The organism is Streptomyces sp. NPDC056452, assembly GCF_042796085.1.
Classification (GTDB): domain Bacteria; phylum Actinomycetota; class Actinomycetes; order Streptomycetales; family Streptomycetaceae; genus Streptomyces.
Genome location: NZ_JBHTRI010000010.1, coordinates 38,208 through 55,466, shown reverse-complemented (window position 1 = coordinate 55,466; position 17,259 = coordinate 38,208). Strand labels below are relative to the sequence as shown.

General features: G+C 68.9%; 16 protein-coding genes. 5 read left to right on the top strand and 11 right to left on the bottom strand.

What is annotated here, in order from left to right; all coding sequences use genetic code 11:
* From ACFQ6X_RS12485 to ACFQ6X_RS12460, 6 genes are all read right to left on the bottom strand, one after another.
* Window positions 1-1,341 (bottom strand): CpaF family protein, encoded by a 1,341-nt coding sequence (locus ACFQ6X_RS12485; protein ID WP_329207907.1) that lies wholly within the window; start codon window positions 1,339-1,341, stop codon window positions 1-3.
* A 36-nt stretch (window positions 1,342-1,377) separates the two neighbouring features.
* The gene (locus ACFQ6X_RS12480; RefSeq protein ID WP_383180031.1) at window positions 1,378-1,773 is read right to left on the bottom strand and encodes a TadE/TadG family type IV pilus assembly protein; all 396 of its coding nucleotides are present in this window, start codon (window positions 1,771-1,773) and stop codon (window positions 1,378-1,380) included.
* A complete protein-coding gene (locus ACFQ6X_RS12475; RefSeq protein WP_383180028.1) occupies window positions 1,767-2,258 on the bottom strand; it encodes a pilus assembly protein in 492 nt (163 codons plus the stop codon). Before ACFQ6X_RS12475 ends, ACFQ6X_RS12480 begins: the two co-directional genes overlap by 7 nt.
* Before the next feature lie 37 nt (window positions 2,259-2,295).
* A complete protein-coding gene (locus ACFQ6X_RS12470; RefSeq protein WP_329207910.1) occupies window positions 2,296-3,543 on the bottom strand; it encodes an AAA family ATPase in 1,248 nt (415 codons plus the stop codon).
* A gap of 7 nt (window positions 3,544-3,550) precedes the next feature.
* Window positions 3,551-4,264: a Flp pilus assembly protein CpaB gene (gene cpaB, locus ACFQ6X_RS12465; protein ID WP_383180025.1), complete on the bottom strand. Its 714-nt coding sequence runs from the start codon at window positions 4,262-4,264 to the stop codon at window positions 3,551-3,553.
* Between the two features lie 229 nt (window positions 4,265-4,493).
* A complete protein-coding gene (locus ACFQ6X_RS12460) occupies window positions 4,494-5,354 on the bottom strand; it encodes a hypothetical protein (protein ID WP_356419378.1) in 861 nt (286 codons plus the stop codon).
* A gap of 445 nt (window positions 5,355-5,799) precedes the next feature.
* Between ACFQ6X_RS12460 and ACFQ6X_RS12455 the strand changes: the two genes are divergently transcribed.
* From ACFQ6X_RS12455 to ACFQ6X_RS12440, 4 genes are all read left to right on the top strand, one after another.
* A complete protein-coding gene (locus ACFQ6X_RS12455) occupies window positions 5,800-7,365 on the top strand; it encodes a hypothetical protein (RefSeq protein WP_383180022.1) in 1,566 nt (521 codons plus the stop codon).
* 25 nt (window positions 7,366-7,390) lie between these two features.
* Window positions 7,391-8,002, top strand: a complete 612-nt coding sequence (locus ACFQ6X_RS12450; protein WP_383180020.1) for a hypothetical protein — start codon at window positions 7,391-7,393, stop codon at window positions 8,000-8,002.
* A gap of 43 nt (window positions 8,003-8,045) precedes the next feature.
* Complete coding sequence (locus ACFQ6X_RS12445; protein WP_383180017.1) at window positions 8,046-8,492, top strand: hypothetical protein; 447 nt, start codon at window positions 8,046-8,048, stop codon at window positions 8,490-8,492.
* Between the two features lie 136 nt (window positions 8,493-8,628).
* Window positions 8,629-10,353: a chitinase gene (locus tag ACFQ6X_RS12440; RefSeq protein ID WP_383180014.1), complete on the top strand. Its 1,725-nt coding sequence runs from the start codon at window positions 8,629-8,631 to the stop codon at window positions 10,351-10,353.
* Window positions 10,354-10,432: 79 nt separating this feature from the next.
* Here the strand turns inward: ACFQ6X_RS12440 and ACFQ6X_RS12435 are convergent, their stop codons facing one another.
* The 5 genes from ACFQ6X_RS12435 to ACFQ6X_RS12415 form a co-directional block, all read right to left on the bottom strand.
* Window positions 10,433-11,779 carry an Nramp family divalent metal transporter gene (locus ACFQ6X_RS12435; RefSeq protein WP_383180011.1) on the bottom strand — a complete coding sequence of 449 codons (1,347 nt, stop codon included), beginning with the start codon at window positions 11,777-11,779 and terminating at the stop codon, window positions 10,433-10,435.
* Between the two features lie 113 nt (window positions 11,780-11,892).
* Complete coding sequence (locus ACFQ6X_RS12430) at window positions 11,893-13,368, bottom strand: GntP family permease (RefSeq protein WP_383180008.1); 1,476 nt, start codon at window positions 13,366-13,368, stop codon at window positions 11,893-11,895.
* 126 nt (window positions 13,369-13,494) lie between these two features.
* The gene (locus tag ACFQ6X_RS12425) at window positions 13,495-13,905 is read right to left on the bottom strand and encodes a RidA family protein (RefSeq protein WP_383180005.1); all 411 of its coding nucleotides are present in this window, start codon (window positions 13,903-13,905) and stop codon (window positions 13,495-13,497) included.
* A gap of 5 nt (window positions 13,906-13,910) precedes the next feature.
* Window positions 13,911-14,669, bottom strand: coding sequence for an IclR family transcriptional regulator (locus tag ACFQ6X_RS12420; protein WP_383180002.1), 759 nt, complete (start codon window positions 14,667-14,669; stop codon window positions 13,911-13,913).
* A 73-nt stretch (window positions 14,670-14,742) separates the two neighbouring features.
* The gene (locus tag ACFQ6X_RS12415; protein ID WP_383179999.1) at window positions 14,743-15,792 is read right to left on the bottom strand and encodes a sugar kinase; all 1,050 of its coding nucleotides are present in this window, start codon (window positions 15,790-15,792) and stop codon (window positions 14,743-14,745) included.
* Between the two features lie 91 nt (window positions 15,793-15,883).
* On the opposite strand from ACFQ6X_RS12415, the gene ACFQ6X_RS12410 reads away from it, so the two are divergent.
* Window positions 15,884-17,218 (top strand): alanine racemase, encoded by a 1,335-nt coding sequence (locus ACFQ6X_RS12410; protein ID WP_383179996.1) that lies wholly within the window; start codon window positions 15,884-15,886, stop codon window positions 17,216-17,218.
* Window positions 17,219-17,259: the final 41 nt, after the last annotated feature.

Below are 17,259 nucleotides of genomic sequence, written 5' to 3'. Positions count from 1 at the left end.
TCAGGCGGCGGACCGGCGAACGACGAGCTGCTCCTCCGACCGGGCGACACCGAACGCCGCCGGGATGGCCTCGCTCGTCATGTAGAAGCGCTCGGCGACCCGGCGGGGCAGCGGGTAGTACTCGAACTTGCCGACGACGCGACCGTCCGCGGCGATCGGCTGTGCGGCGAAGCGGCAGACCGAGACGATGCGGTAGTCCTCACGGCCGTGGGAATCGACGACGGCGATCTCGGTGATGCGGCGCGAGCCGTCGGCGTGACGGGTCAGCTGCACGATCACGTCGACGGCGCTGTTGATCTGGTCGTGGATCGCCACGAACGGGATCTCGACCTCGGACATGGAGCTCAGCGTCTGCAGACGCATCAGCGCGTCCTCGGCGTTGTTGGCGTGGACGGTGGCGAGCGAGCCGTCGTGACCGGTGGACATGGCCTGGAGCATGTCGAGGGTCTCTCCGCCACGGACCTCACCGACGATGATGCGGTCGGGGCGCATACGCAGGGAGTTGCGGACGAGGTCGCGAATGGTGATCTGGCCCTTGCCCTCCACGTTCGAGGGGCGGCTCTCCAGTGTGATCACGTGGGTCTGCTGGAGCTGGAGCTCGGCGGAGTCCTCGATGGTGACGATGCGCTCGCCGTTCGGGATCAGTCCGGAGAGTGCGTTGAGCAGGGTGGTCTTTCCGGTACCGGTGGCTCCGGAGACGATCACGTTGAACTTCGCGCGGACGAGTCCGGCGAGCAGCATCAGCATGTGCTCGTCGAGCGAGCCGAGGCCGATCATCTCCTGGAGCGTGAACGCCCGGGGGAACCGGCGGATGGTGAGGATCGGGCCCTTGAGGGAGAGCGGCGGGATGATGACGTTGACACGCTCGCCGGAGGGCAGCCGGGCGTCCACCATGGGGTTCGCCTCGTCCACACGACGGTTGACCGTGGAGACGATGCGCTCGATGGTCTGCATCAACTGGTCGTTGGACGAGAAGCGCAGCGGGAGGAGCTCCAGTCGGCCCCCGCGCTCCACATAGACCTGTTCAGGACCGTTGACCATGATCTCGCTGATGGACGCGTCCTCGAGCAGGGGCTCCAGGATGCCGAGGCCGAGGGCTTCGTCGACGACCCGGCGGATGAGCTGCGAACGCTCCATGGAGGAGAGGACGGGGCCCTCACGGCTGATGATGTGGCCCAGCACGCGCTCCAGGCGCGCCCTGCGCTCGGCCGCCGCGAGGGCGGACATCTCGGCGAGGTCGATCTCCTCCAGGAGCTTGGCGCGGTAGATCCCGACCAGCTGGCTCTCCTCGCTCAGCCCGTTCGTCGGCTCGGGACTGGTGATGCGCGCCCGCAGACTCATGCTCTCAACTCCTTCTGGTGGTGCAGGGCACGGAGATCAGCCGCGCGGCATGGTGGCTTTCTTGGTGACGGATCCGAAGTCGAACATCGGGATCACGGCGGGGATGTCGATCTTCACGGTCACGGTCACCTCGTCGAATCCGTGCCGGACGTCGACTTCGGCGTCATCGACCAGCCATCCGCTCATCGACGCGAGCGCCGCCTGCTGCGCGGGCATGGAAGCGCGGTCGTACGACCCCACTCGGGCACCCGACCGGGAGGCCGTGCCGGCCTGCTGGGCCGCGTACACCGCGATACCGAGCTGGACGACGGCGATGGCGACAACCAGGAGGAGAGTGAGGACGCCTACGTACTCAATAGCGGCCTGGCCCTTCTGAGAGGCGCTGCGCGTCCGGCGACTGCGCGGAAGGAGGTGCAGTGCGTGGGTCACCATCCCCAGCTCCTCTCCAGGTTTGCCGAAGCCTCGCCCGTCAGCGTCATCGGCGTGTTGAACCCTCCGGGGAAGAGCAGCGGCACCTTGACGTCCACTCGGGATGTCATCAGGTCACCCGAGGAGTGGCAGTTGAAGTTCGCGTCCCAGGCGCTCGGCAGGTCTTCCCGCCCGGCCTCCCTGCACGCCAACAGGGCGCTTCCGTTGGCCGTCGTGGCGGCGGTGACCGCCTTGTCGGCCGCGTTGCCCGCCAGCATGAACGTGTAGCCGATCACGGCGCCCTGCCACATCAGGGCGAGCGTGATCAGGATCAGCGGGAGTGTGCCCGTGAACTCGATCGCGGTCTGTCCCCGGTCACCCCGAAGTCCGCCTCGACGGCCCCGTACGGCGCGCAGGACCGCGTCACCCGGCGGCTCCGGTACGCCGGGTATGAGGTGTTCGGCTGCGCCTCCTGGGCCTGTGACAGGTCCCGTTCCTGGAAGTCTCATGGTTCAACTGTCCCCCTCGGTCGCATCGTTTCGCTCGTCACTTCACACGTCCGCGCCGGCCACCGATTGCACCTCGGTCACCCTTGAACTTGCCCTGCTTGTCCGCGTTTTCGGCGTTCTTGACCAGCCCCAGATCTCCCGCGAGTCCCCACAGTGCCTGCTTCACCGTGGACTTGGCCTCCAAATCCTGCATTCGGCCCGCGTCCACGACCGCCTGCAGTTCCTTGAAGTTCGCGGGGATGACGATCCGGGCCACCTTCGTGGCCGTGATCTTCTCGATCAGTGGCGGCTGGATCTCCGTGTTGCGGGTGTAGCGGTTGACGACCGTGATCGTCTCCTCCGCCTTCCGGATCTGCAGCCGGTCCCAGAGCCGGACCATGCGCTTGGCGGCCCGGACCGTCACCACGTCGGGCGTGGTCACCAGCAGGGTCCGGTCCGCCATTTCGATCGCTGCGGCGTTGGCCGTGTTCATGTGCGTACCGCAGTCGATGATCACCACTTCGAAGCGGTGCCTGAGTGCGCTGATGGTCTGGCGTACGACCCGGTCGCTGACCTCCTCGCCCCGCTCCCCCTCCCCCGGAGCCAGCAGCAGCCCGATTCCGGTGTCGTGGTTGAACAGGGCGTCCTGGAGCACGCGGGGCGAGATGTCCTGGATGGTGGAGAGGTCGACGATCGACCTGCGGAACTGGACGTCGAGGTACGAGGCCACGTCACCGGACTGCAGGTCCAGGTCGGCCAGCGCGACGGTGTGCCCGGACGCCCTGGCCGCGAGGGCGAGCTGGACGGCGGTGACCGTCGTGCCGACGCCGCCCTTGGCGCCGCTGACCGTGACGACCGTGCCGCCCGGGCCGGTGAAGACGTCCGCACCCTGGCCCAGGTGCCGGCGGACGCCCACGGACCAGGCCGCGGCGGCCTGTACTCGCTGGGCCAGTTCCTCGTACGAGATCGGCAGGCCGACCAGGCCTCGCGCACCGGAGTCCATGGCGGCCGAGTAGAGCCCCGGGCTCGCGTCGGTGGTGACCAGCACGACCCCGACCGCCGGGAAGCGGAGGGCCACCTCCCGGATCAGCTCGAGCGCTGGAACCGGACCGATCCGCTCATGTACCAGCACGACCTCGGGCAGCTCGTCCAGGGACTCGCCGGCCAGCCGTGCCAGGGTGTCGAGCAACGAGGTCGAGTCACCCAGAGGCCCGGCCGGCTCCGCGTCGGGGAGCTGGCTGAGCAGTGTGGTGATGGATCGGGCGGCGTCGGCATCACCGACGGCCGGGAGGATTCTTGTGCTCATCCGGCCCTCACTTGTTCTTGTCTTCGTCGAGGTTGTAGCTGCCCTCGCCCGGACGGAGCGTGGTCGGGCTGTTCTCCGGGAGGAGGGCGAGACGTACGTGCTCGGCGAAGGACTCGGCGTAGGCGACGCGCTGGGCGTCCGTGGTGTTGAGGGCGAAGGTGATCGGCACCGCCTCGGTCGGGCCGCTGTTGCGGTCGTCCCGCTTCGGGTCCAGGGCGGTCAGCTGGCCCACGTCGATGACCTTGGCGTTGGGCACGATGACGCGTGAGGTGGCCTTGTCGCCCTCGTTCTCGGCGGCGAAGGTCGCGAAGATGTTGACGAGGTTGCCGGGGCGGATCTTGCCTGCGACACCGGTCGCGGCGTCGATCATGATGGCTATCTCCTGCTCGCCGTTCTCCACCCTCGGGCGTTTGACGAGCATGTCGTCCTGGAGGAGGGAGCCCTTGCGCAGCTGTGTGACGGCGATCTTGCCGTTGATGATCGCGAGGTCGGTGACCGCGTTCTCGGACAGCCAGCGCTTGGGCATCTCGACCTTCTCGAACTGCCCCGGTTCGAGTGCCGTGTACGGGGCCACGTCCGTTTTCACCTGGTAGGCAGTCACCTCCGGTCCGACCTTCGAGTTGACGTCGCTGATCACCGAGAGCACACCGGCGAAGGCGCCGAAGGCACAGAGGACCGACAGGAGCAGAAGGATGACGCCGCGGCGTTGCCGTGAGTTCATGAGCGGAGCAACCTCGTTGGGAGACGTGGGCCGATGAGCGGGCAGATGGGCGGAGCGGTTTCGTGCCGTTTCGGTTCAGGATCATGAGGCGGAGCGGGGCCGTGCGGGGCCGTGCCGGGCGGGCGTGGGGACACCGGAGCCTTTCGGTCCGGCTTGTCCCGTCCGGCTGTACCGTCCGGCTGCCCTGTCGACTGCCGGGAAGCACAGCGGGGACGCACGGTGCGGTGTTCTACGACCCTTGGCGCATGGGTGTTCCTTGGTTCAGGACACCGGAAGCGCGCGTTTGGTTCTCCTGCGGCTTCAGTGGCGCCGAGCACAACCCACAGCGGTCGCCGATGAGTTCATTTCCGCACCAGGTGCAAACCTCCCTGCGGACCGAAGAAACCAGCTGGTAGATGACCGAGATATCGGGCAGGAAAGCAGCGAATTCGATCATCTTCGACGTGCCCCACCAGCCCGGTGAATCCGAGGGCAGTGCGACTTCGTGCACGGCCTGGACCTGCCAGGCCGGTGCGATCGTGCCGGTCACCCAGTCCGACTGCAGCTGGCCCTTGGCGACCAGCAGGTGCGTACCGAACTCCGGGCCGGCCAGCTCTCCCGTGCCGATCTTGATCAGCTGGGGGTTCGGGTTGGCGAGCACCCCGAACTGCGATCCGGGCACCCATGACTTGGCGTGGGCCTTGAGGCTGACGGGGACCCGGTCGAGTTTGGTGACCGAGTTGAGGAGGGCGCCGGCGTGGATGTAGTGGGCGAGCAGCCTGGCGGCGGATGCCACCACTCCGGCGCTGAAGTCGCAGATGGACAACTGCCGCAGCTGACGCACCAGGACGGCGAGCCCGAGGGGCGGGAGATCCACCTTGAGCAGGGCGATGCGGTCGCTCTCGAGCATGTTGCGGATGGTGTGCAGCCGCCGCTCGTGGGCGGTCGCGATGTTGGCCGGATAGACGGCGATGACATAGCCGTGCTGGTCGAGCAGCACCTGCATGTCCACCAGCGCCTGGTCCAACGCCTGGTCACCGGGCGCCTGCAGGAGCGCCGCGGGCGGCGTCTGCTGGTCGGTGGGCGGTAGGACCAGGTCGGCACTGGTCACTGCTATTGCGGTCGGCACGCTGTTCCCCGTTCGGCTCCGGCCGCCGCGTACCGCCGGCCGCAATCGCTCCCTGCTCCGTGCTCCTGATCCAGCACTTTATCCACGTACCCGGATGCAGAGAACACCTTTCGGCCCCCAGTAAGTCACTCCGCAGGAGTTCCACACAGGGCCCTCGTACCCAAATCGGGAGATGTGACCAGTCGTTAAATTCCGTACCAGCAGAAGGTTTAATCGCGTACTTCACGATGAGGCGTGATCCACTCGATGTTGTTGCACGTCAGCACGGTGGGAGCGCTTCCTGTTCCGGCACGGGACGCGGAATTCGGGCCCAGCTCACACTCTGGGCCCGGATTGGGGCCCCAGGACCCACGCCCGGCACCTGCTTCGCTCCGTAGTCTCCGGTTCCTGCCGGCGGTGGCTGCCGGGTGCGAAGGGAGCTCCTCGAATGGATCAGATCGGGCGAATACCGTCGCTTTCCGGGCGGCGGGGCAACAGGAGCTGGTACGGCCTGCCGCTCGACGACCGCGGCGCCACCGCGACCGAGTACGTGGGCATGGTCGTGGTCGTGACCTCGATCATCGGCGCGCTCACCGCGACCCAGGTCGGCGGTCGCATCGCCGAGCGGTTCAAGTGCGCCGTCACCTTCGGGGAGTGCGGCAGCGGCGGCGAGAACGAGGCGGCCCCCAAGACGGACGCCGACTACGAGCCGCCGCTCTGTCAGCTCTCGTCCATCTCCGACAAGGCCGGGGCGAAGGCCAAGGTCCTGTTCATCGAATGGGGCGAGGAGTACGGATTCCAGCAGCAGACCTTCCAGTCGAAGACCGACATGAACGGCGACGGCAAGGTCGACGAGAACGACCAGCAGGTCACCATGACCTTCACCGACGCCGCTTCCATCGCCGCCAAGAAGGACTGGAAGCCGGGTGCCAAGGTCGGCAAGTTCGGTTCGGACAAGGTGGAGCTCGGGGCCGGCCTGAAGGTCACCAACGGTGACACCTGGGTCTTCAAGAGCGAGGAGGAGGCCAAGTCCTTCCGCGACGACATCGAGCTGCTCAAGACGTACGAGCTGACCAACCGGCACGCCAACTCCCAGGGGGCCGGGCTCGGCAGCAGCATCCTCTACCTCTTCGGCAAGGGCCCCATGGCCGAGGAGGAGAAGCTCCGCAAGAGCATCGACGAGAAGCTGGGCGACCGGCACATCAGCTACGGCAAGGTCGGCTTCGAGGCCAGCGCCGCCGCGGGTATCAAGATCGGTGCGGGCGACGACAAGAAGCTGAGCGCGGCGCTGGGCGGAAACTTCAAGTTCTCGCCCGAGGTGACCTGGACGGACAACAACTTCAAGGGCACCAAGGCGTACACGTACTCCGCGGCGATCGAGTACGGCACCAAGGCCTCGTACGAGGCCGGGCCGATCAGCGGGGAAGCCGGCGCCTCCACCACGCAGACCGGTTCCATCACCGTCACCCACGACAAGAAGACCGGCGAGCTGCTGCGCATCGACATGACGCGGACGGTGGAGAAGGGCAGCGTCAAGGACGGAGTCAAGGTCGGCGGCGACAACGGGAAGTCCGGTACCGACAAGCGCGGCGGCAGCGGGAGCGTCAAGGGCGGTGACTCGGAGACCGGCATCGAGGTGGTCACCAACTCGGTGGTGCTGAAGCCGGGACCGGAGGGCGACGCCGACCGGCAGATCGCCCAGGACTGGCTGAACGGGAACGGCAAGTACGGCATGCCCTTCAGCTACATGTTCAACGACAACGCGCCGACGTCACGGCCGGGCGCCGACGACCCGTTCGGGCAGCTGCTCTTCGACAACGGGCTCTCGAGCCGCACGACCTACACCGGCCAGACCGAGGCCGCGGAGTACGGCTTCGAGCTGAACCTGGGCCTCAGCGTCGGCTTCTCGGTGTCCACCGAGAAGAAGGAGGAGACCCTCAACGACGCGGAGTTCCTCGGGGCGCCGAACGGGGGCAGCCGAAGCTATGTGCCGTACAGCTACTGTGCGAACTGATCACGGCCGACAGGAGCAGCCAGCCATGGACAGCAGCGGAATCAAGCAGGACAGGACACCTCGCGGCGGACGTACCGGGCGCGGAGTGGTCGTCGGGGGCCTGGTCGTCGCCCTGGGCGTATTCGCCGTCGGATGCGGCGACGACGCCGCCACCGGTACGACACCGCAGGGGTGGGGCAAGCTCACCACCCCGGCCGTCTCGGTGGCGCACCCGGCCGCCTTCAAGGAGCAGAGCGACGCCGAGCGCAGCAAGTTCAATGCCGCCGGGGCCCGGCTGACGGAGGACGGCAGGACGGTCGGCACCATCACCGTGCAGCTGGACTTCACCAACGCCGATTCGGTGGAGGAGGCGGCGATCGGCGCCGAGGCGGGCATCGCGCTCGGGGCGACGCTGAAGAAGCAGTCGGACGTCTCCGTCAAGGGTCCCGAGGAGGTGCGGGAGGCCAAGCGTGTCGAGTTCGAGTTCACCTCCGGCGGCGAGGACGGAACCCCTGCCAAGGGCACCCGCGTCAAGGGCGTGATCATCACGGGCCTGGACTCGGAGAAGAAGACGTACGCGGTCCGTATCGATGCCGCCAAGGGCACGCTGGCCGCATCCGACCTGGACCGGATCATCGAAAGCATCACGGTGAAGTAGGTCGTTCGATGCTGTTCACCGGCCGATACGGAGGCACACCCGCATGACTCGCTACAGCTACCCCGGGACCCCCACCCACCGGGACGACGGACGCGGGGCAGCCGTCTTCGCGCTGGCCCGCGCCTGGGCTGCCGGCATCGTCGTGCTCGTCGTCACCGAGTACGTGCAGGCCACGGTCGTGTACGAGCACGTGGCCACCCCGGAACGGATGGAGACCTTCGGCGGCCGTCTGCTGCTGATCCACATACCCAACGCGGTCTGCCTCGCCCTGGCCGCATGGGCGGCGGCCCGCATGCACCGCGAGCCCTTCCGCCAGTCGCTGCCGCAGCACATGGCCGCGGTGATCGCCGTGCCCGTCGTGGCGCAGCTGCTGAACATGGCGGTGCAGTGGGAGGAGATGGCCGCGGAGGGGCTGTTCATGTCGAACGCCGTACTGGCTGTGGGGTGTGTGAGCGGATACGTGGCGGCACGGCTGCAGGACGACGCCTGAGCGCCTCGTTCATTGTGCGGGTTGGGACGAGCTGCCGCCAGAGGTCTTGACAACTTGATTGGTCTGGACCAGTTTATGGCCAGCGGTGGCCACCGTTTCGCGCCAGCACCCCCAACTCCCCCACCGGAGGCAGCAAGTGGAACGCTCCGCAGGCAGCAGACACAGAAGAGGCCGTCCCCGGGCCTTCCTCGGCGGGGCGGTCGCCGCCCTCGCGGCCGGTGCCCTGACCGTCACCGGGCTCGTCAGCAGCGCGGAGGCGGCCGACGTCAACGTCGCCAAGAACGCCGGCTTCGAGTCCGGGCTCTCCAACTGGACCTGTTCCGCCGGGAGCGGCAGCGCCGTCTCCTCGCCCGTCCACGGCGGTGCGTCCGCCCTGAAGGGCACCCCGGCCGGCCAGGACAACGCCAAGTGCACGCAGACCGTGGCGGTGAAGCCCAACTCCACGTACTCGCTGAGCTCCTGGGTGCAGGGCGGCTACGCCTACATCGGCGCGAGCGGCACCGGGACGACGGACGTCTCCACCTGGTCCCCCGGGTCCAGTGCCTGGACGCAGCTCAGGACCAGCTTCACGACCGGCGCCTCCACCACCTCGGTGACCGTCTATACCCACGGCTGGTACGGCCAGGCGGCCTACTTCGTGGACGACGTCGAGGTGACCGGGCCCGACGGCGGCGGCGGTACGGACCCCGAACCGGCGATCCCCGGCACCCCCGCCGGTCTGACCGTCGGCGCGACGACGTCCTCCTCCGTGTCCCTGTCCTGGAACTCGGTCTCCGGCGCCACCGGCTACACCGTCTACCGGGGCGGTACGAAGGCGACCACCTCCACCGGCACCTCGGCGACCGTGACCGGGCTGGCCGCGGACACCGCGTACCAGTTCTCCGTGAGCGCCACCAACGCCGCCGGTGAGTCGGTCAGGTCGGCGGCGGTCAGCGGCCGTACGGCCAAGGCCGACGGCCCCGGCCCCGTGACCTCCGTGCCCAAGCACGCGGTGACCGGCTACTGGCAGAACTTCAACAACGGCGCGACCGTCCAGAAGCTCAGCGACGTACCCGCGAACTACGACATCATCGCCGTCTCCTTCGCGGACGCCACGGCCACGCCCGGTGCCGTCACCTTCAACCTGGACTCGGCGGGTCTGAACGGCTACACCGTCGCCCAGTTCAAGGCCGACATCAAGGCCAAGCAGGCCGCGGGGAAGAACGTCATCATCTCCATCGGCGGTGAGAAGGGGACGGTAGCGGTCAACAGCGACGCCTCCGCCACCGCGTTCGCCGACTCGGTGTACGCGCTCATCCAGGAGTACGGCTTCAACGGGGTCGACATCGACCTCGAGAACGGCCTCAACGCGACCTACATGACGAAGGCGCTGCGCTCCCTGTCGTCGAAGGCGGGCTCCGGCCTCGTCATCACGATGGCGCCGCAGACCATCGACATGCAGTCGACGTCCGGTGAGTACTTCAAGACGGCGCTCAACATCAAGGACATCCTGACCGTCGTCAACATGCAGTACTACAACAGCGGTTCGATGCTGGGCTGCGACGGCAAGGTCTACTCGCAGGGCTCGGTGGACTTCCTCACCGCGCTCGCCTGCATCCAGCTGGAGGGCGGCCTCGCCCCGTCGCAGGTCGGCCTCGGCGTCCCGGCGTCCACCCGCGGTGCGGGCAGCGGCTACGTCGCCCCGTCCATCGTGAACGCGGCCCTGGACTGCCTCGCCAAGGGAACGGGCTGCGGTTCGTTCAAGCCTTCCAGGACCTACCCGGACCTGCGCGGTGCGATGACCTGGTCCACGAACTGGGACGCCACGGCGGGCAACGCCTGGTCGAACGCGGTCGGCCCGCACGTCCACGGGCTCCCGTAACCGGGTCGGACCTTCGAGCCAGCAGCGCCGCCGCTCCCCCGGCGGCGCTGCTGCGTTCCCGCGGATACGTACGGCGTTGTCACCAGGGCAGGTCGCGCACCTGCTGGACGCACAGCACGACGAACAGCAGGCCCGCCGCACCCAGCATCCCGTTGCTGAGCCAGCCGTTGCGCCATTCCCTGGGCGTACGGGAGGAGTTGAGCAGCATCAGCAGGGTCAGGGCCAGGAACGGCATGAAGAAGGCGCCGAGCACCCCGTACCCGATGACCAGGCCGAACGGCTCGTCCAGCCAGAGCAGCGTCATCGGCGGGAAGGTCAGCCAGAGCAGGTACACGCGGAAGGGTACGGACCGCTCCTGGCGGCCGACCGTCCCGCTGCCCGCCCTCTCCGTGTCCCCGCTGCGGCGGCCGGCCCGCATCCGCTCGACGAAGTCGGCGAACATCAGGCTCACGCCGTGCCAGACGCCGATGAGCGACGAGAACGAGGTGGCGAAGAAGCCGACGAGGAAGAGCTTCGCGGTGGTCGCCCCGAAGCGGTCCTGAAGGATCTGGCCGAGGTCGATCAGCCCCCGGTCGCCCTTCGTCAGGGCGATCTGCGAGGAGTGCAGCAGTTCGGCGCCGACGATCAGCATGGCGACGACGAAGACGCCGGTGGTGATGTAGGCGGCCCGGTTGTCGAGCCGCATCACCTTCATCCAGGAGGAGTTGCTCCAGCCCTTGGCGTTCACCCAGTACCCGTACGCCGCCATGGTGATGGTGCCGCCGACCCCGCCGATCAGTCCGAGCGTGTAGATCAGCGAGCCGTCGGGGAGCACGGGCAGGAGCCCCGCGAAGGAGGCGCCCACATCCGGCACCACCCGGATCGCGACGTAGACCACGACGACGAACATGACGCCGATCAGGACCGTCATGACCTTCTCGAAGACGGCGTACTGGTTGAACCAGACGAAGACCAGGCCGACCAGCCCGGTGATGATCGCCCAGGTCTTCAGCCCCGGCCCGTCGGGGAACAGCGCCACGATGGGCAGGGCGCTGGAGGACATGGCCGTCGCGCCGTACACGAAGCCCCAGATGACGACGTAGATCGCGAAGTAGACCGTGGTCCACCCGCCGATGCTGCGCCAGCCGTCGAAGAGGGTGCGGCCCGTCGCGAGATGCCACCGGCCCACCGCCTCGGCCAGGGAGATCTTGACGAGGCAGCCGATGACGGCCGCCCACATGAGGGTGTAGCCGAATTTGCTCCCCGCGATGAGTGTCGCGACGAGGTCCCCGGCGCCGACGCCGGTGGCCGCGACGACGATGCCGGGCCCGATGTACTTCCAACTGGATTTACGGGGACGGGAGTCGGGCTCCCCGGTTCCTGATCCCGCGACGGGTCCCTGCCCCGTCCCTGATCCTGACTCTGTGGTTCCGCTTGTGTCCACCATGCCGATCAACGAAGCGCAAAGAGGCAGATCGCACAAGGGGGCGCGTGGCAACGACCTCTCCGGCCGCACCGGATCACGGTGCGGCCGGAGGGCCGGATCTGCGGCCGTAGCGGTCAGATCACCAGGCTCAGCGCCGCGGCGACCACGAAGCCCGCGACCGACAGGACCGTCTCCAGGACCGTCCACGACTTCAGGGTGTCGCGCTCCGAGATGCCGAAGTACTTCGAGACCATCCAGAACCCGCCGTCGTTGACGTGCGAGGCGAAGATGGAGCCTGCGGAGATCGCCATGATGATCAGCGCGAGGTGCGCCTGCGACATGTCCTGTCCCTCGACCAGCGGGACGACGATGCCCGCCGTGGTGACGATCGCGACCGTGGCCGAGCCCTGGGCGACGCGCAGCACCACGGAGATCAGCCAGGCGAGCAGGATGACCGGGAGGCCGACGTCGTTGAAGGTGTCGGCGAGCGCGTCCGCGATGCCGCTCGCCTTGAGCACGGCGCCGAAGATCCCGCCCGCGCCGACGACCAGCAGGATGTTGCCGACCGGCTTGAGCGAGGACGTGGAGACCGATTCGAGTGACTTGCGGGACCAGCCGCGCCGGATGCCCAGCAGGTAGTACGCGAGGAACAGCGCGATGGTCAGCGCGACGAACGGGCTGCCGAAGAACTCGATGACGGAGCGCAGGGTGGAGGGGTCCAGCGCGATGGAGGAGAACGTCGCGGCGAGGATCAGCACCAGGGGGGCGCCGATGATCGCGAGTACGGTGCCGAGCGCGACGGGCTTCTCGCGGGGGGTGACCCCACTGGCGCGCTGTTCGGCGGCGACGGCGGCCTTGGCCTCCTCGGCGGCCTCCACCATGTCCTGCGGGACCTCGACGAAGATGCGCTTGCCGATCCAGGCGGCGTAGACCCAGGCGGCGAGGACGGACGGGATGCCGACGACGGCGCCCATCAGGATGACCCAGCCGAGGGAGACGTCGAAGAGTCCGGCGGCGGCCACCGGTCCGGGGTGCGGCGGCAGGAACGCGTGGGTCATGGAGAGGCCGGCCAGCAGCGGCATCGCGTACAGCAGGATCGATTTGCCCGAGCGCTTCGCCGCGGCGTACACGATCGGCGCCAGGACGAAGATGCCGACGTCGAAGAAGACCGGGATACCGAAGATCAGACCGGTGAGGCCCATGGCGAGCGGGGCGCGCTTCTCGCCGAAGAGGTTGAGCAGGCGGGTGCTCAGCACCTCGGCGCCGCCGGAGACCTCCAGGATCGCGCCGAGCATGGTGCCGAGGCCGATGATGATCGCGACATGGCCGAGGATGCCGCCCATGCCGGCTTCGATGACGGAGACGGCTGCGGACTTCTGGACCGTGCCGAAGAGTTCGGTGACGGAGAGACCGGCACCCAGGCCGACGGCTATGGAGACGGCGAGCAGCGCGACGAACGGCTGCAGCCTGACCTTGATGATCAGGAGGAGCAGGAGCGCGATTCCGAGCGCGGCGACGGTCAGCAGTCCGGCGGTGCCGTCGATCAGGAGCAGCAGTCCACCGGTGTGCGGTGGTATCTCGGCCGGCGCCGGTGGGGCAGCGAGCAGCATGTTCGGTCAACTCCGGGGGGTAACAGGGGGGTCCTTCGGGGCAGGGGGGAGCGCGGCACGGCGCTCCCGTGCGAAGGGGACGGGGCGCCGGGCCGTGATGCGGGGTGGGGCGGTGGGGGAAGCGGGTCAGCCGAGGACCGCGAGGGCGTCGATCTCGATGAGGAGTCCCGCGGGGAGGCCGACGTAGACCGTCGTACGGGCGGAGGCGGGGGCCTTGAGCCCCTGCTCCTCGAAGTACGCGTTGTAGATGGCGTTCATCTCGGCGAAGTGGTCGACGTCCGTGAGGTAGACGCGCATCATCATCACGTCGTCCCAGCTCGCGCCGCCCTCCTCCAGGATCGCCTTGACGTTGGCGAAGGTCTGCAGGGTCTGCTCGCGCAGCGTCGGGCCGGCCGGGGTGGGCGCCTGGCCCTCGACGGCGGGCAGGAAGCCGACCTGTCCGGCGACCTGGAGGATGTTCCCCTTCTTCACGCCGTGCGAGAACTTCGCGGGCGGGGCGGTGTGGGTGCTGGGGGTGAGCGCGGTCTTGTCGGTCATGACGTTCAGGCTTTCTTGGTGGGGGTGGCGCCGGAGTACTCCCGGCTGATGGTGTCGGCTGTGCGGCGCACCAGGGGGAGCAGGGTGAGGAGTTCCTCGGCCGTGACGACCACGTTCGGTGCGGACACCGACATGGCGGCGACGACCCGCCCGTCCGCACCCCGGATGGGGGCGCCGATGCAGTTGATGGACTCCTCGTGGCCGCCGAGGTCGGTGGCCCAGCCCTGTTCGCGCACGCCGGCGAGTTCCTTGAGGAACGCGCCGGCGTTCGGGATCGAACGGGACGTGTACATGGGGTAGTCGAGCCGTTCGGCGATCGCGCGCCGCTCCGGCTCGGTCAGGTCGGCCAGGAGCAGCTTGGCGACGGCGGCGACGGTGATCGCGACGGGCTTGCCGATCCGCGAGTACATCCGCACCGGGTAGCGGCTCTCGACCTTGTCGATGTAGAGGACCTCGTTCTCCTCGTACACGGCGAGGTGGACGGTGTGCCCGCACTGCTCGTTGAGCTCGACGAGGTGGGTGTGCGCGATCTCACGGACGTCGAGGTTCTCGACGGCTTCCTGCGCGAGGGCGAAGAGCCGGGCGCCGAGGCGGTAGCGCTGGTCCTGCTGGCGGTAGACGAGTCCGTGCTCGTGGAGCGTACGCAGCAGGCGCAGCGCCGTGGACTTGTGGACGCCGAGCCGCTCGGCGACCTGGCCGAGGTCGGCGGGGCCCTGGGCGAGCAGCGGCAGGATGCTCAGCGCGCGGTCGACGGTCTGGCTCATCCGCGTGCCTCGCTGTCCTCGGCCCGGTCTTCGCCCGGGACGCCCTTCGTGTCTGTTCTCTCGCTGCGCTCGTTCACGGCGTACGTACCTCCGGATCGTCCCCCGTCCACCCGGGGCCGAGACGAAGTCTCCCCCAGGCGTCGTCGTCGAGGTCCGCGAGACGGTCCGCGTACGCGCGGGCCGGCGGGCCGGTGAGGTCGCCTGGGACGGTGAGGACGGCGGCGGCCATGAGGTGGCCGTGCCGGATCCGGTGCCGTACGGGCAGTCCGCGCAGGGTGGCGGAGAGGAATCCGGCGGCGAAGGCGTCACCGGCGCCGACGGGCGCGACGACGTCGACCGTGAGGGCGGGGACGGTGGTGGCGGTGTCGGTGCCTCCGGCCCCGCGCGAGAACACCGTCGCTCCCTCGCTCCCGCGCTTGACGACCAGGACCGCGGGCTCCGGCAGTGCCTCGCGGATAGCGGCGGTCCCGCGTACTCCCCACGCCTCCTCGGCCTCGTCCTCGCCGACGAAGACGAGGTCGCAGCGGCGGGCGAGGTCGAGCAGTACGTCCGGTCCCGCGGCGCCGTTCCGCCACAGGCCGGGGCGGTGGTTGACGTCGAAGGAGACCAGCGGGCGGCCGTCCCGTGGGGCGGTCAGGTCGTGGAGCAGGGCCAGGCAGTCCGCGGAGAGCGCGGCCGTGATGCCGGACAGGTGCAGGATGCGGCAGGCCAGGAGGTCCTCGTAGGGCACGTTGTGCGGGGACATCGCGGAGGCGGCGGATCCCGCCCGGTAGTAGGCGACCTCGTGGGTGTCGGTGGCCCGGTCCGTCGCCGTGCGGAAGTAGATGCCGGTGGGGCGGTCCGGGTCGCGTCGTACGGCGGAGGTGTCCACGCCGTATCCGGCGACGGCGGCGACGAGGTGGTCGCCGAAGCCGTCGGCGCCCACCCGGCTGACCCACCTGGTCCGGTGGCCTGCCGCGGCGAGCGCGCAGGCGACGTTGGACTCGGCGCCGCCGATGCCGCGGCCGAAGGTGGGTACGTCGGCGAGGCGGCCGGGCTGCGAGGGCAGGAACGTCACCATGGACTCACCGAGACAGACGACGTCCGCGTCTGCGGTGCTTGTCCCGGCTGCGGATCCGGACACTCTGGGCTCCTCGTGGTCGGCTGTCGGCGCCGGTGCTCACCATTGACCCGGCATCGGCTCGGATGTTAGACAGCGTCAAGCGATATGCGCAATGGGTGTTGCACATGATGCAACGATCACTTTCGAGGAGGCTCCCTTGGCCGCCGAGCAGTCCGTCACGGCACTCATCGACGAACAGGTCGACCACCGCTTCAAGGCGCTGCCGCCCGACGCGGAGGGACTGAGTGTCGGCGCCCTGGCCGCCGAACGCCGGAACCTCTTCACCGGCGGGTTCACCACCCCGGTGCTGGCTCTGTCCGCGGAGTCGGTCGAGGCGAACCTCGCCCTGCTCGAGACGTACGCCGAGCGGCACGGCCTGGCCTTCGCACCGCACGGCAAGACGTCGATGTCCCCGCAGCTCTTCGCACGTCAGCTGGAGTACGGCGCCTGGGGCATCACCGCCGCCGTCCCCCACCAGGCGCGCGTCTACCGTGCGCACGGCATCCAGCGGATCTTCCTGGCCAACGAGGTCGTCGACGCGGTGGCGCTGCGCTGGCTGGCCGCCGAGCTGGACGGCGACCCTGACTTCACGTTCGCCTGCTACGTCGACTCCGTACGCGGTGTCGAGCTGATGGACGAGGCCCTGCGCGCCGCGGGCGCCGTACGCCCCGTCGACGTCGTCGTGGAGCTGGGCGCGGGGCAGGGCGCGCGCACCGGTGCCCGTACGGAGGCCGACTGCGCGGCCGTCGCCGACGCGGTGGCCGCCACGTCCACGCTGCGCCTGGTGGGCGTCGCCGGGTACGAGGGCGAGGTGCCGGACGCCTCCCCCGAGCGCGTACGGGAGTGGCTGCGCCGTCTCGTCGCGCTGGCCGCCGGCTTCGACGCGGCCGGCCGCTTCGCGAAGCTCGCCCCGGCCGACGCGATCCTCATCAGCGCGGGCGGCAGTGCCTGGTTCGACGCGGTCGCCGACGTCTTCGCGGGGATTCCCGAACTCTCCCGTCCCGTCTGCAAGCTGCTGCGCTCCGGGGCGTACGTCTCGCACGACGACGGCCACTACCTGCGCATCACCCCGTTCAACCGGGTCCCGGAGGAGGGCGCCCTGCAGCCCGCCTTCCGGCTCTGGGCCCAGGTGGTCTCGCGCCCCTCCGGCGAGCAGGCGTTCCTCAACGCGGGCAAGCGGGACGCGGCGTACGACCTCGACCTCCCGCAGGCGCAGGTCGTACGGTCCGCGCGCGACGGCTCGGTGCGGGCCGCCACCGGCATCACGGTCACCGGTCTGTCCGACCAGCACACCTGGGTCGGCACGGAGGAGGGCGCCGAGCTGGAGGTGGGCGACTGGGTCGGGATGGGTCTGTCCCACCCCTGCACGAGCTTCGACAAGTGGCAGCTGATTCCGCTGGTGCAGGCGGACGGCACGGTCACGGACTACATCCGCACGTTCTTCTGACCCCGACGGGGTTCGTTTCCCCGCCCCGCCCCTTCCCGTGA